At 46.3% G+C, this 25,722-nt stretch carries 24 protein-coding genes, 1 pseudogene and 2 riboswitches; of the genes and pseudogenes, 10 read left to right on the top strand and 15 right to left on the bottom strand.

Translation table 11 applies throughout. From position 1 onward, the window contains the following. Positions 1 to 188: 188 nt before the first annotated feature. The 4 genes from QUB06_RS21870 to ntrB form a co-directional block, all read right to left on the bottom strand. The gene (locus QUB06_RS21870; RefSeq protein ID WP_333437048.1) at positions 189 to 977 is read right to left on the bottom strand and encodes a universal stress protein; all 789 of its coding nucleotides are present in this window, start codon (positions 975 to 977) and stop codon (positions 189 to 191) included. Between the two features lie 46 nt (positions 978 to 1,023). Continuing rightward, positions 1,024 to 1,863: a nitrate ABC transporter ATP-binding protein gene (locus tag QUB06_RS21865; RefSeq protein WP_333437047.1), complete on the bottom strand. Its 840-nt coding sequence runs from the start codon at positions 1,861 to 1,863 to the stop codon at positions 1,024 to 1,026. A 153-nt stretch (positions 1,864 to 2,016) separates the two neighbouring features. Beyond that, positions 2,017 to 3,447 (bottom strand): ABC transporter substrate-binding protein, encoded by a 1,431-nt coding sequence (locus QUB06_RS21860; protein ID WP_333437046.1) that lies wholly within the window; start codon positions 3,445 to 3,447, stop codon positions 2,017 to 2,019. Between the two features lie 107 nt (positions 3,448 to 3,554). Beyond that, the gene (gene ntrB, locus QUB06_RS21855) at positions 3,555 to 4,403 is read right to left on the bottom strand and encodes a nitrate ABC transporter permease (RefSeq protein ID WP_333437045.1); all 849 of its coding nucleotides are present in this window, start codon (positions 4,401 to 4,403) and stop codon (positions 3,555 to 3,557) included. Between the two features lie 100 nt (positions 4,404 to 4,503). Next, positions 4,504 to 4,716: riboswitch (cyclic di-AMP (ydaO/yuaA leader) on the bottom strand. A gap of 169 nt (positions 4,717 to 4,885) precedes the next feature. Here ntrB and QUB06_RS21850 point away from each other — a divergent pair. The 3 genes from QUB06_RS21850 (at position 4,886) to QUB06_RS21840 (ending at position 8,212) form a co-directional block, all read left to right on the top strand. Continuing rightward, positions 4,886 to 6,079 carry a HAMP domain-containing sensor histidine kinase gene (locus QUB06_RS21850; RefSeq protein WP_333437044.1) on the top strand — a complete coding sequence of 398 codons (1,194 nt, stop codon included), beginning with the start codon at positions 4,886 to 4,888 and terminating at the stop codon, positions 6,077 to 6,079. Between the two features lie 210 nt (positions 6,080 to 6,289). After that, positions 6,290 to 6,511 (top strand): hypothetical protein, encoded by a 222-nt coding sequence (locus QUB06_RS21845; RefSeq protein ID WP_333437042.1) that lies wholly within the window; start codon positions 6,290 to 6,292, stop codon positions 6,509 to 6,511. Positions 6,512 to 6,629: 118 nt separating this feature from the next. Further along, positions 6,630 to 6,842, bottom strand: a riboswitch (cyclic di-AMP (ydaO/yuaA leader). A 170-nt stretch (positions 6,843 to 7,012) separates the two neighbouring features. Then, entirely contained in the window at positions 7,013 to 8,212 is a 1,200-nt protein-coding gene (locus QUB06_RS21840) for a HAMP domain-containing sensor histidine kinase (protein ID WP_333437041.1), read from the top strand. Positions 8,213 to 8,312: 100 nt separating this feature from the next. On the opposite strand, the gene QUB06_RS21835 is transcribed toward QUB06_RS21840, so the two are convergent. Further along, positions 8,313 to 9,650, bottom strand: a complete 1,338-nt coding sequence (locus QUB06_RS21835; RefSeq protein WP_333437040.1) for an ArsB/NhaD family transporter — start codon at positions 9,648 to 9,650, stop codon at positions 8,313 to 8,315. Between the two features lie 206 nt (positions 9,651 to 9,856). On the opposite strand from QUB06_RS21835, the gene QUB06_RS21830 reads away from it, so the two are divergent. Together QUB06_RS21830 and QUB06_RS21825 are read left to right on the top strand one after the other, a co-directional pair. Then, positions 9,857 to 11,140 (top strand): HAMP domain-containing sensor histidine kinase, encoded by a 1,284-nt coding sequence (locus QUB06_RS21830; RefSeq protein WP_333437039.1) that lies wholly within the window; start codon positions 9,857 to 9,859, stop codon positions 11,138 to 11,140. Positions 11,141 to 11,174: 34 nt separating this feature from the next. Then, positions 11,175 to 13,358, top strand: coding sequence for a magnesium chelatase subunit D family protein (locus QUB06_RS21825; RefSeq protein ID WP_333437038.1), 2,184 nt, complete (start codon positions 11,175 to 11,177; stop codon positions 13,356 to 13,358). A gap of 62 nt (positions 13,359 to 13,420) precedes the next feature. Here QUB06_RS21825 and QUB06_RS21820 read toward each other — a convergent pair whose 3' ends face one another. Beyond that, positions 13,421 to 13,747: a PEP-CTERM sorting domain-containing protein gene (locus QUB06_RS21820; protein WP_333437037.1), complete on the bottom strand. Its 327-nt coding sequence runs from the start codon at positions 13,745 to 13,747 to the stop codon at positions 13,421 to 13,423. A gap of 550 nt (positions 13,748 to 14,297) precedes the next feature. On the opposite strand from QUB06_RS21820, the gene QUB06_RS21815 reads away from it, so the two are divergent. Together QUB06_RS21815 and QUB06_RS21810 are read left to right on the top strand one after the other, a co-directional pair. Further along, on the top strand, positions 14,298 to 15,026 hold the full coding sequence (locus QUB06_RS21815; RefSeq protein ID WP_333289806.1) for a Bax inhibitor-1 family protein: 729 nt from the start codon (positions 14,298 to 14,300) through the stop codon (positions 15,024 to 15,026). Between the two features lie 244 nt (positions 15,027 to 15,270). Beyond that, positions 15,271 to 16,854: a tetratricopeptide repeat protein gene (locus QUB06_RS21810; RefSeq protein WP_333437035.1), complete on the top strand. Its 1,584-nt coding sequence runs from the start codon at positions 15,271 to 15,273 to the stop codon at positions 16,852 to 16,854. Between the two features lie 78 nt (positions 16,855 to 16,932). Here QUB06_RS21810 and QUB06_RS21805 read toward each other — a convergent pair whose 3' ends face one another. Both QUB06_RS21805 and QUB06_RS21800 read right to left on the bottom strand, forming a co-directional pair. Continuing rightward, a complete protein-coding gene (locus QUB06_RS21805; protein WP_333437034.1) occupies positions 16,933 to 17,379 on the bottom strand; it encodes a hypothetical protein in 447 nt (148 codons plus the stop codon). After that, entirely contained in the window at positions 17,367 to 17,675 is a 309-nt protein-coding gene (locus QUB06_RS21800) for a Uma2 family endonuclease (RefSeq protein WP_333437033.1), read from the bottom strand. Before QUB06_RS21800 ends, QUB06_RS21805 begins: the two co-directional genes overlap by 13 nt. Before the next feature lie 290 nt (positions 17,676 to 17,965). On the opposite strand from QUB06_RS21800, the pseudogene QUB06_RS21795 reads away from it, so the two are divergent. The 3 genes and pseudogenes from QUB06_RS21795 to rpsU form a co-directional block, all read left to right on the top strand. Beyond that, positions 17,966 to 18,988, top strand: a pseudogene (locus QUB06_RS21795) (PCRF domain-containing protein); the annotation flags it as partial. Between the two features lie 67 nt (positions 18,989 to 19,055). Beyond that, positions 19,056 to 20,190, top strand: a protein-coding gene (gene prfB / locus QUB06_RS21790) for a peptide chain release factor 2 (protein WP_333437032.1) whose coding sequence is annotated in 2 segments (ribosomal slippage) — positions 19,056 to 19,127 and positions 19,129 to 20,190 — 1,134 coding nt in all. Because the reading frame shifts where the segments join, the coding sequence is not laid out codon by codon here. Positions 20,191 to 20,363: 173 nt separating this feature from the next. Then, positions 20,364 to 20,558: a 30S ribosomal protein S21 gene (rpsU, locus tag QUB06_RS21785; RefSeq protein ID WP_006632476.1), complete on the top strand. Its 195-nt coding sequence runs from the start codon at positions 20,364 to 20,366 to the stop codon at positions 20,556 to 20,558. Between the two features lie 11 nt (positions 20,559 to 20,569). On the opposite strand, the gene QUB06_RS21780 is transcribed toward rpsU, so the two are convergent. From QUB06_RS21780 to codA, 7 genes are all read right to left on the bottom strand, one after another. Beyond that, complete coding sequence (locus tag QUB06_RS21780; protein WP_333437031.1) at positions 20,570 to 22,033, bottom strand: AtzE family amidohydrolase; 1,464 nt, start codon at positions 22,031 to 22,033, stop codon at positions 20,570 to 20,572. A gap of 24 nt (positions 22,034 to 22,057) precedes the next feature. Continuing rightward, positions 22,058 to 22,234, bottom strand: coding sequence for a DUF4089 domain-containing protein (locus QUB06_RS21775; protein WP_015176516.1), 177 nt, complete (start codon positions 22,232 to 22,234; stop codon positions 22,058 to 22,060). A gap of 119 nt (positions 22,235 to 22,353) precedes the next feature. After that, positions 22,354 to 22,815 carry a KGK domain-containing protein gene (locus tag QUB06_RS21770; RefSeq protein ID WP_333437030.1) on the bottom strand — a complete coding sequence of 154 codons (462 nt, stop codon included), beginning with the start codon at positions 22,813 to 22,815 and terminating at the stop codon, positions 22,354 to 22,356. A gap of 96 nt (positions 22,816 to 22,911) precedes the next feature. After that, positions 22,912 to 23,364 (bottom strand): hypothetical protein, encoded by a 453-nt coding sequence (locus tag QUB06_RS21765; protein ID WP_333437029.1) that lies wholly within the window; start codon positions 23,362 to 23,364, stop codon positions 22,912 to 22,914. Between the two features lie 173 nt (positions 23,365 to 23,537). Continuing rightward, complete coding sequence (locus QUB06_RS21760) at positions 23,538 to 23,684, bottom strand: hypothetical protein (protein WP_333237027.1); 147 nt, start codon at positions 23,682 to 23,684, stop codon at positions 23,538 to 23,540. 19 nt (positions 23,685 to 23,703) lie between these two features. Further along, on the bottom strand, positions 23,704 to 24,186 hold the full coding sequence (locus QUB06_RS21755) for a KGK domain-containing protein (RefSeq protein ID WP_333237029.1): 483 nt from the start codon (positions 24,184 to 24,186) through the stop codon (positions 23,704 to 23,706). A gap of 101 nt (positions 24,187 to 24,287) precedes the next feature. Next, positions 24,288 to 25,553: a cytosine deaminase gene (gene codA / locus QUB06_RS21750; RefSeq protein ID WP_333437028.1), complete on the bottom strand. Its 1,266-nt coding sequence runs from the start codon at positions 25,551 to 25,553 to the stop codon at positions 24,288 to 24,290. Positions 25,554 to 25,722: the final 169 nt, after the last annotated feature.

Raw genomic sequence — 25,722 nt, 5'->3', positions numbered from 1 at the left:
GCAATTAGTTTCTACCCGTTCCCCCCCGAATGTCAAGCCTGATTTTGTTAAGAAAGATGTGAGTAAGGCATAGCCTTTTTAAGGGGGGCTAGGGGGGATCGAGCTTAACTGAACCGTATTGAATTATAGCGGTAGGGTGTGCAGTGCACACCTTACATATAGAAGTTTTGCGTAACTGCTGAACAAGTTTAATGTGCAGACATAGCTGTAGCAAACTGTAACTTGCTCAAACTTTCTTCAGGCTGAACATCCATCTGATAGCTGAGTGCCGAAGGAATCCCGAGCACGCAGCACGGAAAATTATTGCCTAGTTCCCTAACCAGCCGATGGTTGCCAGAATCACAGCCCAAGAACAGTAAATTTGCTGATTCTAATTCAACCACATTTCTCAGTTCTGTAGCAACCCGCCCGATGCGTAAATGAGCTTTGAATAAACCGCGCCATTCCTCAGCCAAACAGCGCGCTTGCCACAGCAACTTATCTGCTACCTCGTACTCATTATTTTGACCAAAAATTGCTCTGAAATCAGGCGGCTCGATCCAACTTTTTCCCTGGGATATTGATGGGATTTCGGTTTGAGGTAAAGCGATCGCAGGCGCTGCACAGTTAAGGGCAAATGCTTCCTCTAAATCCGACACTTTCGGCTTGGCAGCCAAGGCATTTCCCACAGCAACTTTGCAAGTATCTTCTCCGTAACTTTTCGGCGCTTCGTCGATCACGTAGACAACTTGAACCGTGACTTCTTTAGTTGTTACTAAACGAGTTTGATGCGCCATCCACAGGGTAATGTCCAGAGCTGTTTGGCTTTTGGGAGAACTGTTGTAACCGACAATAAAATTGATACTTTTTGCCGGTTTTGTAACTTTTGATTTCTTAGAGCCTTGCACTTGTGGCTCCGGCAGCAACACCATTTCTTCTGCTAAATTTTGGTATCCCAGTGCACTTTCAAAACGCGCTAACATTGTTTTGAGATTCACAGGCTTGACCTCTCTTAAGTGAATTGTTTTGTCTGTCCGTCGGGCGTTATTCGTCTTGGGTAAAGTAGCGATCGAGAAAATTCAAAGCATAGTTGCGGAGTTCGTAATACTCCTGGGATTCCCGCAACTCTTGGCGATCGCGCGGGCGCGCAAACGGCACTGACAAAATTTCACCTATCGTCGCAGCCGGGCCGTTTGTCATCAGTACAATGCGATCGGACATATAGATAGCTTCATCCACATCGTGAGTAATCATCATTGCAGCTTGTCTGTGATTTTCCCAGATGTCCAGCACCTGTTTCTGCAACTTGCCGCGAGTCAGAGCATCCAGCGCTCCAAACGGTTCGTCCATTAATAACATTTTCGGTCGAATCGCCAAAGCTCGCGCAATCCCAACCCGCTGTTTCATGCCCCCTGAAATTTCGTCTGGATATTTATCGGCTGCTGCCGTTAAGTTTACCATTGCTAGATGTTCGTTGACAAGACTAATCTTCTCCGGGCGGCTAAGACTTTGCAAAACTTCATCAACGGCCAGCCGAATATTTTCGCGCACCGTCAGCCAAGGCAGCAATCCGTAGTGCTGAAATACCATCATGCGATCGGCTCCCGGTTTCCGAATTTCTTTTCCTTCCAGTGTCACTATTCCGTCGCTCTGTTTTTCCAAACCAGCCACTATTTTTAGCAGCGTTGATTTGCCACACCCAGAGTGACCGATTACCGAAATAAATTCGTTTTCTCCAATACTTAAATTGATATTGTCCAAAACGCTAAATTCGCTACCGTCCGCATTTTTATACGACTTGAACAAATTGTTAATTTCCAGAAATTCAGGCTGCTTCTTGACTTGGTTGCTGGCTTCGATAGAAGTAGAAAAGTATTGAGTCATGGTATTCTCCTAAAAAGTAGTAAAGTGTTAATGGAATTTTCTTGCTATTGCCTAAATCCTAAAATTGGGCAGTCGGTTTCAACCGACTGTCTTCTATTAGCCAGGGAATAAATTCCCTGGCGGGACATTAGGAAAAGCGCAACATCTCAAACATTAAGACTGAAAAAAAGACTGAGGGCGGTTGGCTCGAATTTCAAAACTATTCAAATAACCCACCGGATCGCTGGGATCAAATGCCTTTTTATCAATGAAAAGTTCCGCAGGTTCCACTTGGTAATCCTCCTGGGGACAATCGATCCCCATTTCGGCAACAATCTTGCGGTAAAGGTCGGTTCTCCAAGCTTTTTTAGCTAATTCCTCAGCATTTTTTGGAACTCCTTTAATCTGTCCCCAGCGAGCGGCTTGAGTCATCAACCAAATACTCTGAGACTGCCACATAAATGTTGAATGATTTCCGGGTATTTGAGGCAAATTCTTAGGAATGTCATAGAAAATAGTTGCATCTTCCGATTGTATGGTGCGGTCTTTTTCGTCAAACCCTCCATAGTTGTAGTCGCCAACTATTGCCGGTCGCGTAAATTTGTCGATCGCCCCTTTTTTCGGTTTCGCCCCCGTAAACGATCGCTCAGTTAGCAGCGCCGATATTTCACTGCGATTTTCCGGCTTGCTGCAATACTGACAAGCTTCCACCATTGCCTTAACCAGCGAGTAATAAGTCTTCGGATTTTCCTCAATGAATGATTCCATTACTCCCAAAAGGCGATCGGGATGTCCCTGCCAAACTTCCTTGCCTTGCACGAAGGTAAAACCCACTCCCAAATTGCCTTGAATTGCCCGCGTATTCCAAGGTTCGGCCACCATGTAAGCCTGCATCGCGCCAATCCTGATGTTCGTTACCATCTGCGGCGGCGGCACAATAATTACCCGAAATTCTTTGAACGGATCGACACCGGCAGCCGCCGATATGTAGCGGACAAAGTATTCGTAAATCGCAGAACTCAGAACCACTGCCCAAACCCTGTTTTCCGAGGGCTGGCTGTCAAAAAAAGCGCGAAATTGTTTGCCAAATTCTTCCAAATTGCCGTTGTATTCGTGCCACGGGCGCAAACCGGAATCCCACATAGCTTTGTTCATCGTCATGGCGTTGCCGTGGCGGTGAATTGTCATTGCCGCGCACAGGGGTGCGTGGCGCGCTCCTTCGGCGCCAACTCGGGCGTTGGTGACGGCGCCGGATACGACTGGGGAGGCGTCGAGGCGGCCGAAGATTACGCCGTCGCGGGACGTTGCCCAGCTTGCTTCGCGGTTGAGTGTGACGTTTAAACCGTATTTGCGGAAAAAGCCTTTTTTCCAGGCGATCGCAAATGGTGCACAATCGTTAACCGGCACGTATCCTACGGTTAAATCGGGTTTTTCTAAGGTTCGGTAATCGACAACCGGCTTTACGGCTGAGGCTTCTTCGGTGAGTCCTTTTGCCGATCGATCCGCGCTAATTGCACAACCCGATAAAGCCATTCCCGCCGCCGCCATTCCCATCCCTTGCAAAAACTCTCGGCGGTTCCATTCATTGGAAAACTTGTCACTCATATTTAATTCTCGATGGCTAATAGCTAAATGTATGTCATCAAAAATCATGAGCTAATGACTAATCACTAATGACTAATGACTAATGACTAATGACTAATGACTAATGACTAATGATTAATGACCGATCGATGCGTTACCAATTCCTGAACTTTGTCAACTGCAGCGTCGAGCAACAATCCAGTTAAGCCAATTACAAACACCGCTAAAAATACCGAACTCAGATTCAAACGGCTCCACTCATCCCAGACAAAAAAGCCAATTCCCACACCGCCTGTCAGCATTTCCACCGCCACAATCACCAGCCAAGCAATCCCCAAACTAATCCGCAAACCTGTAAAAATGTATGGCAAACTCGCCGGCCAAATTATTTTGGTAATCCGCCTCCAGCGCGGCATTTCCAACACTTGCGCCACATCCAGATAATCCTGGGAAACGCTAGAAACTCCCAAAGCTGTGTTGATAATTGTCGGCCACAAAGACGTGATGAATATGACAAAAATTGCCGACGGCTCTGCTAAATTAAAAATCGATAAAGCTATGGGCAGCCAAGCTAGCGGCGACACCGGTTTGAAGATTTGAATCAGCGGATTGAGCGCCATCATTGCCGGTTTCGACATCCCGATGAGAAATCCCACGGGAATCGCCACTGCTGCACCTAGCAAAAATCCCACCAACACCCGTCGCAAACTCGCTAGCAGCAGCCAGCCAATGCCTAAATCTCCCGGCCCGCGCTGATAAAATGGATGCAATATGTAATCTAAATTAGCGATTAACGCCTGATAGGGAGTGGGAATCAAATCGCTGTTGAAGCTGGCAACAATCCACCACAAGCCAAGAATTCCCAAAAAACCTGCAGCAGGTAACAAAACAGCATCTCGGATGACAACGGGTTTGACCTTCTTCCACGTTGCAACTCCTGCAAGTGCGATCGCCGATAAATTAAGCTGTATGAACATTTCAATCTCCTTCAGAGTCAGGGCAGGTACAAGAATCTTGAACAATACCAACCTGAGACACTGACGAAGCCAAACAATCTTTTTCAGAACATTTGGCTTTTCAGTCTCTTCTCAATGCCTGCGAAGTTAGCTGACGGGCTAGGACTGAGAGATGTCCTTCTCCTTAGATTTCAAAATCAAAAATTACACTCAAATTTGGCAATTTTTAACTTTGCTTTTTAATTCTGTAGAGATTCGCCCCGAAAATTGGTTCCTCCGCTCCAGCCACACGCTTGGTTTGATTCCGCAGCGCTGGATTAGGCTTGACGTTTTAAGCCAATTTAACTTAAGCTAGCACGAGCGTATTATATTGTCAATAGGTCTTGGGGAGTAGCTATTTGAGGGCGACAGAGGCCAAAAGTTGAGAGAAAATTCACAAAGTTAATTATTAAAGTAATCTAGAAATATAAAATACGATCGCTTACTTGATTTCTATAAAAGCCATGATAGATTTTAGCCAAGCGCTACAAGATAAAATTGATATAATTACCGAAAACTGGATCGAAGCTGTTCGGGGCGACGAGGAAATCGGCACCGCCAAGCAACTAACCTACGATTCCGTGCGCGACAGCCTTCCCATCGTACTGCAAGCGATCGTAACTATGCTGTCCGAATCAGAAGAAAGCGACTTTCGGGCACTTATACAAGAAAGTTTAGACCACGGGGGTGTCAGGGCACAACAAGGCTACGATGCCGAAGAAATTGCGCGGGAATACCGCTTGCTGCGGAGGGTAATTTTCGATGCTTTAGAACCAGAATTGCTAAAAGGCTCAGCCGCTGAAGTGAACCGAGCTTATCGCTTAATTGACGCTGCCCTCGACGAAGCAATTGCTGACTGTTTCAAAACCTATACCCTGGCAAGATTCCAAGAACTAGAGGACTTGCAAAACCAATTGCAACTTACAAATCAAGAGCTGAGTCGCTTACTTCGCGCCAGTCAAGAGAATATATCTCACTTAGCTCACGAATTGAAAACCCCTCTCACCTCTATTATTGGCTACTCACAATTGTTTTTGCGCCAACTAAACAATCCTAGAGTTAAAGATTCGGCTCCCAATTTGGCACATATTGATAAAGTCCTCAACAACGGCCGACTATTACTTAGATTAATTAACGATACTCTCGAAATCTCGCGGTACGACACGGGAGGCATAAAATTGCAGCTAAGTGTTACAAATGTGCGATCGGCGATCGGCACTGTTGTCGAAATAATCGAGCCTTTGGCCAAAGCAAAAAATTTAGAGATCGGCCTTGAATGCGATCCAGTTCTCGATGAAGTGATGACAGATTACTTGCGCTTGCAGCAAATTATCACCAACTTGGTGAGCAACGCCATTCGCTACACCCAAGCTGGTACTATTACCATAAAAACCGAATTATTGCCAGACCAACATTGGAGTATCTGCATCACCGATACAGGAATTGGCATTGCTTCAGAAGACTGCGATCGGATTTTTCAGCCATTTTTTCGGGCCAACAACTCCCTGGGTTCTGTGATTCCTGACAGTACCGGCTTAGGGCTAGCAATTGTCGCTCGATTAGTCAACCTCTTGCAAGGTAAAATCGAATTAGTTTCTGAAGTAGGAGTTGGCACCTCCTTCACTGTAATTTTTCCCTTAGAATTGGATGGGGTTTAGATTACTGTTAACTGTTGACTGTTGACTGTTGACGGTTGACTGTTGACTGTTGACGGTTGACTGTTGACTGTTGACTGTTAACTGTTGACTAATGACTAATGACTGTTGACTGTTGACTAATGACTAATGACTAATGACTGTTGACTGTTGACTAATGACTAATGACTAATGACTAATGACTAAGGACTAATGACTAATGACTAATGACTAATGACTAATGACTTCTTCAAATCAGAAACCGAATCGTTATATAAACAGCCACACTTATTAATTGCAGCGCCATCACAGGCCGCCCGTAACGCAGAAAAGTTGGAAAAGAAATCCGGCGCCCGTGCAGTCACAACCAGCCGCCGGCAACAAAACAGCATCTCGGATGACAACGGGTTTGACCCGCTTCTACGTTGCAACTCCTGCAAGTGCGATCGCAGATAAATTAAGCTGTATCAACATTTCAAACTCCTTCAGAGTCAGGGCAGGTACAAGAATCTTGAACAATACCAACCTGAGACACTGACGAAGCCAAACAATCTTTTTCAGAACATTTGGCTTTTCAGTCTCTTCTCAATGCCTGCGAAGTTAGCTGACGGGCTAGGACTGAGAGATGTCCTTCTCCTTAGATTTCAAAATCAAAAACTACACTCAAACTTGGTAATTTTTAACTTTGCTTTTTAATTCTGTAGAGATTCGCCCCGAAAATTGCTTCCTCCACTCCAGCCACACGCTTGGTTCGATCGCCCAGTGCTGGATTAGGCTTGACTTTTTAAGCAAATTGAATATCAGCTTTCACGAGCATTTAATTTTGTCAATATGTCTTTAGGAGTAGCTATTGGCGATCGGCAAAGCCCAAAAGTTGACAAACAATTCAAAAAGTTAATTATTAAACTAGCTTAGAGAGATAAAATGCGATCGTCCACTTATTTCTCTACTTGAGCCATGAGAGACTTTAGCCTCGCGCTGCAAGATCGAATCGACATAATTATACAAAACTGGATCGAAGCTGTACGCTCCGACGACCAACTCGAAAGCGCTAAAGAACTCACCTACAATGGCGTGCGCGACAGCGTTCCAATGGTACTGCAAGCGATCGTAACGATGCTTTCCCAATCCCAAGAGAGCGACATTCGCACACTCGTAGAAAAAAGTTTAGAACACGGAACTCTCAGGGCAAAACAAGGCTACGACGCCGAAGAAATTGCGCGGGAATACCGCTTGCTGCGCTGGGTAATTTTCGAGGCTTTAGAGCCAGAATTATTCAAAGCCTCTGCCAGAGAAGTCAGCAGAGCTTACCGCTTAATTGACACGGCGCTCGACGAAGTAATTGCTAAATGTTTCCAAACCTTTACCCAGGAAAGATTCCAAGAACTAAAGGATTTGCAAAACCAATTGCAACTTACAAATCAAGAACTGACTCGCTTAGTTCGCGCCAATCAAGAGAACTTATCTCACTTAGCACACGAATTAAAAACTCCCCTCACCTCTATTATCGGCTACTCAGATTTGTTTTTGCGCCAGCAACAAATTTATTCCGAAATTAAAGGTTCTGTTCCCAATATAGGACATATTGATAGAGTCCTCAACAGCGGCCGACTGTTGCTGAGATTGATTAACGATACTCTGGAAATTTCGCGGTACGAAGCGGGACAAATCAAGTTACAGCTAACTGCAATCAGCCTGCCAGATGTAGTCGCCACTGTTGTCGAAATAATCGAGCCTTTAGCGAAAGCCAAAGGTTTAGAGATAGCTGTTGAGTGCCATCTCTCAGACGATCGAGTGGTGACAGATTGCTTGCGCTTGCAGCAAATTATCACAAACTTAACCAGCAACGCCATTCGCTACACCACAGCCGGTACTGTTACAATAAAAAGCGAAATTTTGCCAGCAGATAAATATTGGACAGTAACTGTCTCAGATACAGGAATTGGCATTGCTCCTGAAGACTGCGAGCGGATTTTTCAACCCTATTTTCGAGCCGACAACTCCCTAAGCTCTGGCATTCCTGACAGTACCGGCTTAGGGCTAGCAATTGTCGCTCGATTAGTCAAGCTCTTGCAAGGTAAAATCGAATTAGTTTCTGAAGTAGGAGTTGGCACCTCCTTCACTGTAATTTTCCCCTTAGAATTGGATGGATTTTAAATTCCTGTTAACTGTTGACTGTTAACTGTTGACTGTTAACTGTTGACTGTTGACTAATGACTAATGACTAATGACTAATGACTAATGACTAATGACTTCTTCAAATCAGAAACCGAATAGTTACATAAACAGCCGCAGCCACCAATTGAACCGCCATCACAGGAAGCCCGTAACGCAGAAAAGTTTGAAAAGAAATCCGGCGTCCGTGCTGTTCAGAAATTCCCGCCGCCACTATATTAGAAGAAGCTCCTACCAAAGTGCCATTTCCGCCTAAAGTTGCTCCATACATCATCGCATAAAACAGCGGCAGCACAGCAGGTGGAAACTGCCCTGCAAAATCCGGCGCCAGCACTTCTGCCGGTGCAAGCCCGACATTGACAACATACTGTTTTAGCAGCGGCACCATCGCCACTACCAACGGAATATTTGGCACCACGCTCGACATCAAACCCACAAAAAATAACAAAACTAAAGAACCCAGAAAAATATTTTTACCTAAAATCACTGCTAATATTCCTGATATACTGCCGATTACTCCGGTTTTTTCCAAACCGCCAATCAGCACAAAGATAGACATAAAAAATAGCAGCGTGCTCCAATCTAAATCCCGCAAAATATTATTAACAGAATCAATTTGGGAATGGTGAGCTAAAAGCATTGCCAAAGCAGCCCCCAACAAAGCAACGGCTGCCGGTGAAATAGGCACGGGCAGAGACTCTCCTATTACAAAAAATGTCAGCACGAAAGCTATAATTAAGCCGCCTACTACTAAAACTCGCGGGTGATTGATTTTTGGGTGGGGCAAATGTTCCAAATCGTCTAAGTTCTTCTGCCAAATTTCGCGGAACAGCCAAGGCAACATAACTACTATCACTCCTACTGCGATCGCCCCGCCCAAACTTAACTTTAGCAGGTAATCTGTAAAGCTCATGTTAATAGCATCCCCGACAATGAATGTCGCCGGATCGCCCACGATTGTCAGCAGTCCCGAACTGTTAGCCACAAATACCATTAAAATCAGTAACGGCACAAAATCTACACCTACTTCTTCTGCCATTGGCGGAATTAATGGTGCTAGCAGCATGACTGTCGTGGCATTGGGCAAAACTGCACAAATTGGCGTAGTAATCGCGACAATACCCAGCAAGAGATTTTTGCCTTTGCCTTTCGCCAAAAGCACCATTTGAGTTGCCAAGTATTCAAATACTTTGGTAGGCTCAAAGGCTCTCACCATTACCATGACTCCGAAGAATAAGCCCAGCGTGGCGTGACTCCGACCGATATATTCGATCGCGTTGTTTAACGTCATCACATGGGTAAAAACCAGAATCACCGCTCCCAGAAATGCCGCAACTGTGAGGTGTATCCATTCTGTAATTATTAAGAAAACTACACATATAAAGGTTGTTGCAGCAATCACAGCTTGTACGTTTTCCATTTATTTCCCTGAAAAATTTAAAACTTAAAATTAAAAACTATTAGTGTGAGGCAATTTACTACTTTCTGGCTCTTCTGTCAATAGGTTGAAGGGCTGATTATCGTAGCAACAAGCTGGGATCGACCCCTAGAGAGAGATCTGGCACAGGGAAAAAATAACCTCAAAAGTATTTCTTTTGGCAGGGTCGGGAGCGCCCGAAGTTTGATATGGCGATCGGGCGATCGCTCAACTACAATGAAGCATGGGCAATCTCTGCCAAACTCAACCCCCACGCAGACATCATGGACTACAGCCAAGTGCTCGCCGAAAAAACCGATATTATCGTCCAGAACTGGATTGAAGCAGTTCGTCAGGATCGGAAAATTGAAAGCGCTGACGCCTTACCGCACTCAGCAATCGAAAATCACATACCTCACCTGCTGGCGGCGATGGTCACAGTGCTTTCCCAATATCAAAACAGCGAAATAAAACTAATAATTGAAGCCAGTTTAGATCACGGATTTCTCAGAGCCGAACAAGGCTACGACGCCGCAGAAGTAGCCCGCGAATACCATTTATTGCGTCAAGTAATATTCTCCCACTTAGAAGCCGAATTGCTAGCAGGAAGCGTCGCAGACGTATTCAGAGCTTTTCGGCTGATAGATGCCGTACTAGACGAAGCAATTGCCCAGTGTTTCAATAGCTACGTCGATCAGAGGATGCGGGAAATTCACCAAATCCAAACTCAGTTAACACTCACCAATCAAGAGCTCAATCGCCTCGTCAGCGTCAATCAAGAAAACGTCTACCATTTAGCTCACGAACTCAAAACTCCTCTCAACTCCATTATTGGTTATTCCGAACTGTTTTTGCGCCAAGAAAAATGGCAATCTGAAATCAAAGATACCCTCCCCGGCATCGAACACATCGAGCGAGTATTACGCAATGGCAGACAGTTGCTTCGCATGATTAATGACACACTAGAACTTTCTCGCGCCGATGCCGGAAAAATTAAACTTAACCTGCAGCGAACTAATGTACAATCTGTAATTAACACCGTAGTAGAAATAATGCAGCCAATTGCTGATGCTAAAGGACTAAAGCTCGCTGTTACCAGCGACGGTGCCCCCACACAAGTAATCTCCGACGGACAGCGGCTGCAACAAATTCTGATCAACCTGGTGAGCAATGCCATTCGCTATACAGAATCTGGTAGCATTGAATTAAGTTGCCGCCCTGCTGGAGAAGCAAATTGGGCGATCGCAATTACAGATACCGGCATTGGCATCGCCCCCGAAGATACAAAGCGCATCTTTGACCCCTTCTTTCAAGCAGGAGAAGCAGGCAAACAGCTCTTTCCCACCGAAAGCACTGGGCTGGGATTAGCAATAGTATCGCGGCTCGTCTCGCTGCTGCAAGGCCAAATCGAGCTAGTATCAGAAATAGGAGTTGGCTCAACTTTTACCGTGATTCTGCCCCAAGAAGTTAAAGTCCTCCAAGAAGTAAGCTAAACATTAAGTTCAAATTTTTACATCCGAAAATCCTATGCCTGCAGCAAACCTTAGCCCTTCCACCACAGCCTTTCCCCTCACCGCCGTAGTCGGGCAAGAAGCAATCAAATTAGCCCTGCTGTTAGCAGCAGTCGATCCCGGATTGGGAGGAGTTGCGATCGCAGGCCGCCGCGGTACAGCAAAATCAGTAATGGCCCGCGCCTTGCACTCCTTACTGCCACCCATTGAAATTGTTAAAGATTCTTTTTGCAACGCCGAACCTAATGAAATTATTGCCGAACAGGCATCAGGCTTGTTACCAGAAAATGGCGGGCAAGATGCCCACACCACCGATACTAATTCCTTAACTACTGAAATAATTCCCACACCATTCATTCAAATTCCTTTGGGTGTCACCGAAGACAGACTCTTAGGTTCAGTCGATGTCGAACAATCAGTAAAATTCGGCCAAACCGTATTTCAACCCGGACTCTTAGCCCAAGCACATCGAGGCGTACTATATGTAGACGAAATTAACCTCCTCGATGACAACATTTCCAACCAATTGCTAACAGTATTAACCGAAGGGCGCAACCAAATAGAGCGCGAAGGCATCAGCTTTCAACACCCCTGCAAACCTCTATTTATCGCCACCTACAACCCCGAAGAAGGGCCGCTGAGAGAACATTTGCTCGATCGCATCGCGATCGTACTTTCAGCCGACGCAGCACTGGAACTAGAAGAAAGAGTTTATGCAGTAGAACAAGCTTTATCCTACTCCAGCTCCCCCCAACAATTTCTCAATCAATACGCCGAAGACACCGACAACCTCAAAACCCAAATTATCCTAGCCAGAGAATGGCTCAAAGATGTCAGCATTAAACGGGAACAAATTGCCTACCTAGTAGAAGAAGCCATCCGGGGTGGCGTTCAAGGACACCGCGCCGAAATATTCTCCGTCCGCGTAGCCAAAGCCGCCGCCGCCATCGAGGGACGCACAGAAGTTAACGCCGAAGACCTGCGCCGCGCCGTAGAATTAGTCATCGTACCCCGCGCCACCATCATCCAAACTCCCCCAGACGAAAACTCTCCTCCTCCCCCCCCACCGCCTCCCCAAAAGCAGTCAGAACAAGAACAAGACGAACCAGAAAACCAGCAAGAAGACGAAGAAGACCAAGAGGATGAAGACAACCCGGAACCTCAAGAAGAACCAGAAAAAGATACCATTCCCGAAGAATTTCTCTTCGATCCCGAAGGCGTAATCCTCGACCCCAGCGTGCTTTTCTTCGCCCAAGCCACCAACCGCCAAGGCAAATCGGGCAGCAGAAGCACCATTTTCTCCGAAGATAGAGGCCGTTACGTCAAGCCAGTATTGCCCAAAGGTCCCGTCCGCCGCATCGCCGTTGACGCCACCCTCAGAGCCGCCGCACCCTACCAAAAAGCCCGCCGCGACAGGAATTCTAACCCCCCCCAACCCCCCCTTAGCAAGGGGGGGCAACAGGCAAGTCAACCCTCCCTTAGCAAGGGGGGGCAACAGGCGAATCAACCCCCCCTTAGCAAGGGGGGGCAAGGGGGGGTTCAGCGTCGTGTATTTGTGGAACAGGGAGACATTCGGGCGAAGCGCTTGGCCCGAAAAGCTGGAGCTTTAGTCGTATTTGTCGTCGATGCCTCCGGTTCGATGGCCCTCAACCGAATGCAGTCGGCAAAAGGTGCAGTCATGCAGCTACTCACAGAAGCTTATCAAAGCCGCGACCAAGTTGCTCTCATCCCCTTTCGCGGAGAACAAGCAGAAGTGCTGCTACCGCCGACTCGCTCGATAGCCTTGGCCCGCAAGCGTTTGGAACGGTTGCCCTGCGGTGGCGGTTCCCCCCTGGCCCACGGTTTGACTCAAGCCGTGCGCGTGGGAGTCAACGCGCGGCAGTCTGGAGATATCGGTCAAGTTGCGATTGTCGCCATTACCGACGGACGCGGTAATATTCCTTTGGCTCGTTCTTTGGGGGAACCGATTGTAGAGGGAGAAAAGCCTGATATTAAGAAGGAATTGTTAGAAATTGCTGCGAAAATTCGTGGGTTGGGAATGCAGTTGCTGGTGATTGATACCGAGAGCAAGTTTATTTCGACTGGCTTTGCGAAGGAATTAGCCAAGACTTCTGGCGGGAAATACTATCACTTGCCGAAAGCTACCGAACAGTCGATCGCAGCTATGACTAAAAATGCTCTGCGCGACGCGATCGGCTAAAATCCTGATATCCGCATTTATCTGCGGTTAAAAATCCAAAAATTAGACTTTTTGCCCAAAGTCTAATTTTTAACTCTCACTCTCCGGCGACTTAGCGCCAGCGAACCCGCAACTAAACCCAACCCTACCACCGCCGAAGGCTCAGGAATTCTTACGGGCAGAGGTACGCGGTTTGCCGTCCCCCGGTTCGGGGTTGAAGAAGTTGTACTTTGGGGGAGTTGACCGGTCTGAGCCAGCAGCAAATATTCTGAACCCTGCCCTGAAGAAGTGGTATAAACGGCTCGGACATTAGCTGCAACGGCAGCTTGACCGCCGGAAATAACGGCGGCGACAGCCAATAAAATTGCGGCTGTAGGTGGCAATAATTTGCGCTCAAAAAATGTGGGCATGGGACATTACCTATTTAGCAGTTTGTCGATAGAACTCGATCTATTCATTAATTTTCCGGGTATCCTCTGTCTAAGCTACCTTAGCCATTAACGGAACCGATTTTAGATTTTAGATTTTAGATTTTAGATTTTAGATTTTATATTATTGAAGTTTCTGGCCCCTAGTTTCAACTAAGTCGCAAATCAAAAACCTAAAATCAACTGTGGCCCCTGTCTCTAGCATATACTCCTTAATCCCCAATCGTAAATCCCCAATCCAAAATTGATTGACTTCAGCTATCTGCGATCTGATAGAGTTTAATCTGGCCCCTGGCCGCAGATAGCACCGGCCCTTTAACCTCAATTATAGCTTTGCCCCGACGCGCAACGGTGCGAGACAGCGACACGACACATACCTGTACGCAGTCGATTATAAACAATCGATCCCTGCTTTGGAGTGATTTCACCCCCGTTCTTTATCAAATCTTTAAACTCTTTCAGGTTTTGCAAACAAACTGTAAAGCTGTCAAAATAGAGATAGCAATTCTCAGCCAAAATTAGGTAAATCCTCGTGAGTAACACTAGCAATTTCCGCGAAGCCGTGCGCGAGGCCAAAAACCACGCGCTGGTAGGCCCCAACGTCATCTCCAACGCTCTCCCCTTCGTGGGCGGCGGACTTGTCTTAACTGCTGTCGGCACCTACGGGGGCCTCGGAGTGATCCGCAACTATCCGGGGATCTTCTTTCCCACCTTCATTGCTGCGATCGTCGTAGAATTAATTTTGTTCTTCGTCGCTCGCGCCGCCGCCGAACAAGGCAACAAAAATACCGCTTTGCCCCTGCTGGCAACCTACAGCCTGCTTTCCGGCTACACCCTCAGCGGGTTGGTGTCTGTAGCCCTCAGAAGCCAAGGCGTCGGCATCTCCGGCATCGCTTTTGCCGCTCTCGGATGTGGCATTACCTTCATCGCTGCCCGCCAAATTGGCTCCAACCTTTCTGAACAAGACGGCATGGCCCTCACCAAAACTATCAGTTTAGGTGTGATTGCTTTGTTAGTCGTCGTTGGCGGTCAGTTTCTGCTCTCTCTCTTTGGCGTCTACACCCCAACCTGGTTGGAAATTGGCATTTCTGGCATCGGCGTGTTTATATTTGCCGGCGCTGCGATCGTCGATTTTTACATATTACCCCGCACCTACCGCGACGACCAGTATTTGCCCGCTGCTCTGTCGATGTACTTGACCTACATCAACTTGTTCATCTTTATTCTGCGCCTGCTGATTGCTCTCAACGGCCGCGATTAATTGAAACTGTAGCTTAAAAAAAACCGCGGCTCGATCGACATCGGGCCGCGGTTTTTGATTAAGATTTACCACCAAGATAGTCGTCATCGCGTCCTCTGTCCGTGATTTAAAAAACTTATATCATGTCCGCAGGCGACAGACATGAAGTATAATGTTACTTTTTAATCACTCTATCAAAGGTCTTGTTATCTAATTCTGTCGATCGCGATTTCAATATTAATCACAAATTAATTGGGGAAAACTCATGTACTTAAAATATGAAGATATCAGGAGAGTCAGCGTAGAAATTACCTCCAGGTGCAATGCAGCTTGTCCCCAGTGTCCCCGCACCGACAACCCCATTTTGCCGGGGGCAGAATTAAAGATGGAGGATATTGAGAGAATTTTCCCACAAGAGTTTTGCTCTCAGTTGGATTTGGTGTATATGTGCGGCAACTACGGGGATGCTATGACTAGCAATACCACAATTCCCGCGATCGAATATTGGCACCGCATGGGAGTTCCTCAAATCGGGCTTTATACTAATGGTAGCGGACGCAATCCCGACTGGTGGCGAGCCCTCGCAAAGGCGATGACAGGAGAAAACGACAGCGTAACTTTTAGTATCGACGGCTTGGCAGATACTAACAGCATTTACCGCAAAAATACCAACTGGGACAGGATAATGCAGTCGGTTAATGCCTTTATCCAAGCAGGCGGAAAAGCTGTATGGCACTACTTGATATTTGAGCACAACCAGCACCAAGTAGAAGCAGCACGGGATTTAGCCCAACAACTAGGATTTGTGGAGTTTGTACCGAAAGCTACCTCTCGTTTTGTGGCACAAGAGATATATGAGAAAGAGTCCGCAAATCAACAGCCTCAGAAGGCAGAAAACTCTCAGGTAGAGGCTAAGAGCGATCGCCCCAACCAACCAGCAACAACTAATGCGTCAGCCCCTCCAAATCAAACACAGACGGCTGTTGGGTTGCACCAACAAGCTGAGCGCTGTTTGAAACAAGGACAGCTCTCAGAGGCGATCGCCGCCAGCCAACAAGCCCTAAAAATTCAACCTAATTTTGCAGCAGCCTGGAAAACTTTAGGCAATGCAGTTCAAGGTTTGGGGAAGATGCAAGCAGCAGCAGACTGTTACGCCAAGGCACTCCAAATTCAGCCTAATTTTCCAGAAGTTTATGCTAATGTCGGCAGTCTTTATGCTCAACAGCAACAGTGGCAGCCAGCTAGTGCTTATTACCAAAAGGCGATCGAGCTTAAGCCCAATTTTGCAGGAGCTTATCGCAATTTAGCTAAAGTCTTGACGCAGTTGGGGCAACCAGAAAAAGCCAATTATGCTTGGTATCAAGCTATAGCTATCGAAACATCTCAAGCACCCGAACCAACTCCTTCTGTCCCATCACAGCCAGCCAGCGAAGAACTTCAACCCCCATCGTTGGAACAATATAAAAATCCACAGGGAGACCAATTTATCCAAGCTGTAGAAAAATTTGGTAGCCTAAACAATTACTACCGAAATGTAGAAATTAGCTGCCAAACTCAAGCTAGCAAAGACATTTTTATCAGTTTTGAAGCGGAACTCTGGCCGTGCTGTTGGGTAAGCCATACTAAATACGCTGTTTATAACCACACTTACAGACCGCAAATGCTGGCTTTAATTGAAAAGTACGGAAATGGCTTTAATTCTCTCAGAACTCAATCTGTGAAAGAGGCGATCGCCAGAGATTGGTTTCGCGAAGACCTCACAAAAAGTTTTTCCTGTTCTAAAAGGTTGGACGTATGCGCTCACGAATGCGGTAAAACTTTCAATTCAACAGGTTCGCAGTATATATAAGAAGTCATTAGTCATTAGTCATTAGTTATTAGTCATTAGTCACAAGGAAGAATGCGCTCAAGCCGATCGAATTTCCTGTCACGATTTAGGCAGGTTATCGGGATCGATCCCTTGCGATCGCAAATACTCCGCTAGGCGTTCGGCTCGTTGCTGTTGAACCTCAGCTCGCTGTCGTTCTACCCTCAACTGCTCGCGCATCTGCCCCGCCGCTGCATCCGGCAGGGGATAGACATTTCCTGACTCGTCGTACCAAACCAGAATTTCTTGCTCGATGCCCCCAATAACTTGCTGAGATCGCCCTATGCCCAGCCCCACTTCTGGCATCCAATAGGGTTCGCCAATCTGCTGCCGGTACTGCCCGTCAATCAGCTTGTACACTTCAAACGGTTGATGCCGATCGCGCCGCCAAAATTCGGGGTTGTAAATAATGTAGTACAAAACCCCTAACCCGGCATAAATCGACATCTTCTCGTCGTACTCTCCACCGGGTTTGTGAGACACCATTTCCAATGCTACGATCGGCACAACCTCGTTTTCTTCCCAGACAGCATAGCTGCGGCGAGATTTGCCTCCTTTTCGGCGCTCCACCCCCAAACTGAGAAACCCGTCGGAACAGGCACTTTGGGACTTATTCCCGTCGTGTGATACACCGCCATATCCACCCCAAAGTACCAATCCATGCGAGCCGACCAAATGCTGGTGAGGACAAACAACAATAGGTTCGGCAGCAGATTCTGGTCTTCGTTATCCACAGGAGTATCGTCCGAACAGGGCAGGTCTTCGGTGGACGGCAAGCTTAATTTTAGTTCTGGGGAAATCATTGCAGTTAACTCCCATCGAGCTCGTTAACCTGATTTTAGATTATAGCAACTTTTTTTTAATTTTGAATGGGGTAAAATTTTCAATTAAACTGGTTCGCAGGATATCTAATTACGAAGAAACAATAACATTTTGTTGAAATATCCTAATTTCAGCTATGATTTGTAAAAGAATTCAAAACCATGAGGACTAACCGTGGAAATTCTACACATCAAACACAACATCGAAACATTGTCCGATCGCCTAACGGGTCTACAAGACTGTCTTTAGCTCAGCATTAACCGCCGAGAGCCAAAAGTTACAACAGCTAGCACCACAGCCGAAATCGGGCAACAGCATCAATACAGGCGAAGGGCTACTCCAAGAACTAGACGCACTCCAATCCTACCAGGCAAAACTCAACCAGTGCCAAACAATTTTGGCAGATGCTACAGCAGCAGTGGAGTTGCTCGAATTTCAAGCAGACGAGGAATTAGAGCAAGAACTTCAAACTAATTTAGCTCAACTCAACTGCTCTCTCGAAGAGTGTGAATTAGAGCAATCCTTGAGCGGGTCTTGCGACAAAAATGGAGCCTACCTGATAATTAGTGCAGCAATAGATGACTTAGATGCTCAAGAATGGGTACAAATGTTGCTGAGAATGTATTTTCGTTGGGGACAAAACCGAGGCTATAGAGTTCTGTTAGTTGAAGATTCCCTATTGGAGTATCTAGAAATTAATTCTGCAATTTTGGAAATAGGAGGAGTTAATTCTGTAACTTTGGCAATAGACGGACGTTACGCTTACGGCTATCTAAAGTCAGAAACCGGAGTGCATCTACTGAAACGTACATCGCCTTTTAATATTACTAGAAAGCAGGCGAGTTCAGCGACGGTGGAAGTTGTGCCAATGTATGTGGAACTGGAGATTCCAAAGCAGGATTTAGAAGTAATAACCTTGCCTCATAGCAACCTGAAGAGTAGTGACCCACTCGGAAGTTGGGGGAGGATTGTTCACATTCCTACTGGTATTTCTGCAATATCTGGGGAGGAGCGGAGTCTATGGCAAAATAGAGAAATGGCTTTGGCGGTTCTCACCAGCAAACTGTTTGCTATTATGCAAAGGCAAGGAGTTGCAGAAATTGCAGACATTCAGTGCAATCGCCTAAAAATAGTCCTCAACCAACCAATTCGGGAATATCAATTGGCCAGCGACAGCGCGAACCAGGGCAAAGTTTTGGATCTCCGTACAGGAATCCAAACAACAGCCATCGCTGAGGTGATCGAGGGCCAACTTGACTCATTTATCAAAGCTGGTGTGCTGCTGAAAAATTGATTTGCACATTTAGAGCAAAATTTCAGCTAAACTCAAAAATACAGCCCACAACGCCGGAGAACTCACAGTGGAAGTTCTAGACATCAAACACAATATCGAAACTTTGTCCGATCGACTGGGTGCAACCCAGGACTATCTTTGACATCCCCGCACTCACAGCCAAAATTCAAGACTTAGAGCAAATCTGCGCCCAACCAGCATTTTGGGACGACCAAGATCGAGCTCAAGAAACCCTCCAAGAACTTAATGACTTAAAATCTCATTTAGACCAATATCGCGGCTGGCAAACTAGCTTGGAAGATGCTAAAGCTATTTTAGAACTGCTGGAGTTAGAAGCCGACGAGTCCCTGTTCCAAGAAGCCTCATCGAGTCTTTCTCAGTTAACCCGCGAACTCGACCAGTGGGAACTGCAACAATTACTATCTGGGCCCTACGATGAAGGCGGCGCCGTTTTGACGATTAACGCCGGGGCCGGCGGCACAGATGCTCAAGATTGGGCCGAAATGCTGCTGCGGATGTACACCCGCTGGGGGGAAAGTCGAGGTTACAAAGTACATTTAATGGAAATTTCCGAGGGAGAGGAAGCAGGTGTTAAATCGGCTTCTTTGGAAATTGTCGGCCGCTACGCTTACGGTTATATGCGATCGGAAAAAGGCACTCACCGCTTGGTCAGAATTTCGCCTTTTAACGCTAATGACAAGCGTCAAACCAGTTTTGCTGGCGTTGAAGTGATGCCAGTTCTCGATCGATCCGTACAGTTGGACATTCCCGAAAAAGATTTGGAAATCACGACTTCCCGCGCTGGCGGCAAGGGCGGGCAAAATGTTAACAAGGTAGAAACCGCAGTCCGCATCGTTCACCTTCCTACTGGCTTGGCCGTCCGCTGTACAGAGGAACGCAGTCAGTTGCAAAATAAGGAAAAAGCTTTGGCATTACTCAAGGCCAGGCTGTTGGTGATTGCTAAGGAACAGCGGGCTTCGGAAATTGCCGAGATTCGCGGCGATATGGTGGAGGCGGCTTGGGGCAACCAAATTCGCAATTATGTTTTTCACCCATACCAAATGGTCAAGGATTTGCGTACAGGGGTGGAAACAACCGCCATCGCAGATGTAATGAACGGCGAATTAGACCCGTTTATTCAAGCTTACCTGCGGCAGGAAAATCAGTTGATAGCCCAAACTGATTCAACCGCGCGAATCTAATTCGCGCCTTGACATACAAACTCTGCCTGTGCAGACTAAAGAATCAAGAGCGGTGATGGCAGCGGATTTGCTATAATTTTGGGGTTTTGGCCGATCGCCCGACCTTCAACAGGTCGCGCGGTCAAAAACCTTGATATGATAAAACTTGATCTGACAAACACTAAGGAGAAATAATGACCCAAGTTGTAATAGGCGAAAATGAAGGGATTGAGTCAGCCCTGCGACGGTTTAAGCGACAAGTTTCTAAAGCGGGTATTTTCCCCGACATGAGAAAGCACCGCCACTTTGAAACTCCGTTGGAAAAGCAGAAGCGCAAAGCTATTGCCAGAAGGACTAAGAGACGCTTTCACCGCAATAACAAGCCCTAGAATTATTAGCACTAAATTGATTCGGCAGATATAATGCCTTGCGATTCTAGTACCGCAGCGACTCGGAGAATCACCGCTTCGCTGTAGGGAGCACCAATAATTTGTACCCCCAAGGGCAAAGCGCCGGGCCGCTGTACGGGCACGCAAAGAACGGGCAAGCCAATAAATGATAGGGGTTGGGTGAACAGTCCGAGATTGGGACGCACTAAGATTTCTTGTCCGGCTATTACCATTTTCTCGACGCCAATTTCAGGGGCAGCTATCGGGGTTGCGGGTGCGAGGATGATGTCTGTGTGTTGGAATATTTCGCGAATTCGAGATCGGTACCACTGTCTGAATCTCTGGGCTTGCAAGTACCAAGTCGCAGGGATCAGGGTTCCCGCTAAAAAGCGATCGCGCGTGGCAGGATCGAAGTCTTGAGGGCGCGATCGCAAATTGTCCAAATGCAAGTTTCCCCCCTCGCAAGCGGTAATGATAAATGCCGCAGCCCGGGCGCGATCGGATTCCGGTATGGTTACAGTTGCAAGCCCCCCTATTTTTGGGGGGCTTGTTGTTTTTTCGGTGCGTAAACCACAATTCAAGACATTTGTCAAGGCTTTAGCAACTATTTCTACAGCATCCATTGCTTCCGCTTCGGCCCCTGTGGCGAAATAGCCGTCAGCAACAGCAATTCGCAATCCTTCGATACCTTGATTTAACAGCGGCGAACAAAGTTCTGGGGGGCGCTGAGTGCAAACTGGGTCGCGAGAATCAGGGCCTTGCAGGATATCGTACAGCAGCGCCATATCTCTGATCGAGCGCCCAAACGGCCCCACACAATCCAAACTACCCGAAAATAAATAAGCGCCAGCCCTAGACAAACGGCCGTAAGTAGGCTTAAACCCAAAGACACCGCACAAAGCAGCCGGTACGCGGATGGAACCGTTAGTATCAGAACCGAGAGTGAAGGGTACAAAACCGGCGGCGACTGCTGCTGCGGAACCGCCGCTGGAACCGCCAGCGATGCGGGTAGTATCGCGGGGATTGCGCGTGGGCCCGTAGTGGCTGTTTTCCGTGACGAAACCGTAGGCGTACTCATCCATGTTGAGAGTACCTACAAGCACAGCCCCGGCTTGTTTTAGTCTGGCGACCACCGTCGCGTCCTGGGTAGCCAGAGGATTGTCAGCGTTGATTTTTGACCCTGCTAGAGTAGTAATTCCGCCGATGTCGAACAGGTTTTTGACTGCAAAGGGAACACCTGCTAAAGGGCCTGGGTTTTCGTTATTTGCAATGGAACTATCTATTTTTTCGGCTGCTGCGAGTGCGCTTGATGCAGTGATTGCAGTAAAACAATTAAAAGCTTTATCCTTAACAGCAATCCGTTCCAAAGCAGCATTTACCGCCACTGTAGCCGTAACCTTACCACATTTAACCGCCGCTGCCGTAGCAACCGCATCAGCATTCTCTAAAAAACATCTGCATTCATCCGCGTTCATCTGCCCTCATCTGCGGTTAAAAATCTAAGGTTCAAACACCGGCGCGACTTCTACTTCTGGGGGTAAAGGAAACTCAGTAACGAGTCGGGCGATCGCAGCTATTCTCTCGAAGTTTACCACAACGCCTGGACGATGTTCCGGGTCTAACGGTAAGTTTATCAGTTCAGCGGTGCGATCGACATATTCTTCTACATTTACCATGAGTCCCTCCCAAAAAAACATCAGCGTTCATCCGCGTACATCCGCCCCCATCTGCGGTTGAAAATTTAATATTCAGATATAAGTGCGATGATTATTGTATTGTAATCGCGATCGGGCTGTCAGTTGTTATTGCTCAGTTTTTTGTATTCCTCGGATTGTCTGATATCATCTAGAGGCGATTTTAGCTCTGGTGGTTCATCAGGACAAAACTTTATACATACCTGTGTTTCACCCAACTGTAAATCTTCATTAACTTCTATTTTAAGCTTTCCTTTTTCCCAACCCTTAGAACCTATCTTTAGAACTTGACAATCGATGCCTTCTTTAGGGGATATCCAGTTTATTTCAGAACCCAAAATTATTATTTGTTCGTTAATTACCAGCTCGTTCATACAATCAATTATCTGCCTCTTACCTCCTTGGTTATTAGATCCTCCTACATAAGTCTCAAGTATCTTACTAAACTTGCTGGCGGTTAACTTCTTAAAATTACGCACCATAAAAGTAGCTTCATCGAATAACAAAACATCATCATCACCAACTGTCTCATAGTTTTTATTGGATTCAATTTTATCGTTCATTCTTTTCCAAAAATTCTGGTTATTCCTCTTTGATACCATTTCAAGCTATCTGAGTCAAGGTGGTAAAGGAATAAATTGACTATCGCACTTTTCCACTCAAACACTGACAGTTTCGCGCAACTTCTCAACAGCACCATCCAGCGGAGGCAAAGCAAAATCCTCAGCATCCATCAATTCCTTAACCTTCTCAAAAATCTCAACCTCCGCCTCTTCCTGATCCGTCAGCTTATCATAAAAATAAGGGTCAGTAAACCACTGCTCAAAAGCAAACCTTAACACCCCATTCGGGTCAAGCATAAACTGCCAATACTTAGAAACTCGGTTATCAACTACTTCAAACAGCGGTGCGGGAGTCTGTATGGGATAATAGCTGTAATTATCATCACAAATATAGTACCAAACTATTCCCTGCGACGAGCGGATTGCATAAACAACATATTCCTTGCCAACAGTCAACGGCAATTCAACCTTTTTAGTATAACCTCTTGCCGGATCGATATAATTTTCCGGGAGAACTGCCCCAGTATTAGCAATACAGCGAACAATCATAACTTATCTACCTATAAATTCTTAGGTGCTATTTTAGGATATTGTCGTTTAAACTTTAATTCAACTTGTTGCAAAATTTTGGCATTTTCAAACCAGTGTACTTGTACGGAAGCTCCGTTAATTGTAACAGCCTGAATGCTAGTCATCTTATACCAATCTTCAGGATTGCCTCCCTAGAGAGCAACCAGTCTGGAAACATCCCCTAACATATCGTCAGGCCCGCCCTGAATAGCTCTACAATTACCAGACTTAGCATCTTGCAGCAGCAGTTGCTCTGGCAAATTTCTCGGACTCTCATCGGGAATAGCACCTCGATCCATAGTTTAGCAGTTTCAGATGTCAGTTGTTATTAGCGAGTTTTTTATACTCCTCAGATTGGCGGATGTCATCTAGAATAGATTCCGGTTCGGCAAGTTCATCAGGACAAAATTCACAATCTATTTTGATGTTCACATGATAAGGCGTACAATTTAAAGATGCTTTTATTCTAAGCTTACCTTTTTGCCAACTTGGGGAACCGATTTTTAGAAGTTGGCAAGCCATGCCTTCTGGAGGAAAAATCCATTGACCTTTATCCACTTGTAGAGTTAGCCCGCCTATCGAACAATCAAAAAGCGACTTATAAACCATTAATTGCCCAGTATTGGGTATTTTTTCTTCAAGATTTTTAGCAAGCTTCTGCCTCATTAATTCTTTAAATCTTTCAACTGTAAAAGTATCTTTATCAATCATCAAAATATCTGTATCGCACTCTAGGTCTTGAAACTTAGCGTTCATATTTCTTTGTGTGAATAAATTATCTAAAAATATATCATCTCTCATTATATTAGTCAATGCTGCTTTTTAAGCTAGATCCATTTTGATTTTATATCGCGAAGACGGTTGTTGTTTGCACAGCGCCCAATTTAAAAAAAGTGGCGACTTCAGAGTACGAGAAAAGTTGTTTTCGCTGGTACTGTTTCCGCCAGCAACTTACCCCGCGAAATCACATACAGAACCGCAGCGCGCCTCCTAATTGCATCATAACAATCCTCAGCATCCAACACAATCAAATTTGCAGGTTTCCCCGCCTCTATCCCATAATTATCATCTCCCAGATTGAGAGTTTTAGCACCGTTGACAGTCACCATATCAAAACAAGCTGCAATTTCAGCCATTCCCGTCATCTGACAAACATGAACCGCCATATGAGCGACATCCAACATATTTCCCGTACCTAAACTATACCAAGGATCTTGCACGCAGTCGTGGCCAAAACTCACATTCAATCCCTGCTGCCACAACTCCTTAACTCGCGTCACCCCACGGCGTTTGGGATAAGTATCAGCCCGGCCTTGCAGGGTGATATTAATTAAAGGATTGGCGATGAAATTAATTCCCGATTTTGCCAAACTTCCCATCAGCTTAAAAGCATAAGCATTGTTGTAAGAACCGAAAGCCGTCGTGTGGCTAGCCGTCACCCGCGAACCAGCCCCGCTTCTAATCGCATAAGCCGCTACAACTTCCAAAAATCTCGACTGTTCATCATCGATTTCATCGCAGTGAACATCTATTAATCTATTGTATTTTTCCGCAAGTTCAAAAACTCGCTCAACCGACTTCACCCCATCTTCCCGCGTCAACTCATAATGCGGAATTCCGCCCACAGCATCCGCACCCATATCCAGAGATTTCTCTAAAAGTTTGTCATTTTCTGGACTTCCATAAATCCCGTCTTGGGGAAAAGCCACAACTTGCAGAGTCATCCAATCTTTGACTTGTTCTCGAACTTCCAAAAGTCCTTGCAAAGCAGTCAGCGTCGGTTCGCTAACATCAGCGTGACTCCTGACAAACAAAATCCCTTGAGAGGCTTGCAGCCTTAAAGTTTCAACAGCCCGTTTTTTGACATCATCCAGAGTTAAACATTGCTTTCGTTCCCCCCAGATTTGAATTCCCTCGAACAAAGTGCCGCTTTGATTCCATCGCGGTTCCCCCGCAGTCAAAGCCGAATCGAGATGAATGTGCGACTCCACAAACGGGGGAGTAACTAATTTGCCTCCAACATCAATTTCGGATTCTCCCAATTCGGAAATCTGCGTCGATACGGCGGCTATTTTGTCCCCATCAATAGCGATATCCACTGTTTGACTGTCTCTAGCACCTAACAAACAACATTCGCGCAGAACAATGCTATACTTTTGCTCAGGCATGACAATTGCACCTAAATTTAACACTTGTAAACGCGATCATTCCTAGTTGCTACTCAGCCTAGTAAGACCAAAAGAATTCCCCAATCACTTGCCAACCCCCTCCTTCTCCTCCTCTGCGTCCTCTGCGCCCTCTGCGGTTAAAAAATCTTACTCAAAAAACCAACCTGTA

It is taken from the genome of Microcoleus sp. D2_18a_D3, assembly GCF_036702455.1.
In the GTDB taxonomy this organism is placed as follows: domain Bacteria; phylum Cyanobacteriota; class Cyanobacteriia; order Cyanobacteriales; family Microcoleaceae; genus Microcoleus.
The sequence above is the reverse complement of the archived record's forward strand: the minus strand, read 5'-3'. Positions and strand labels throughout refer to the sequence as shown.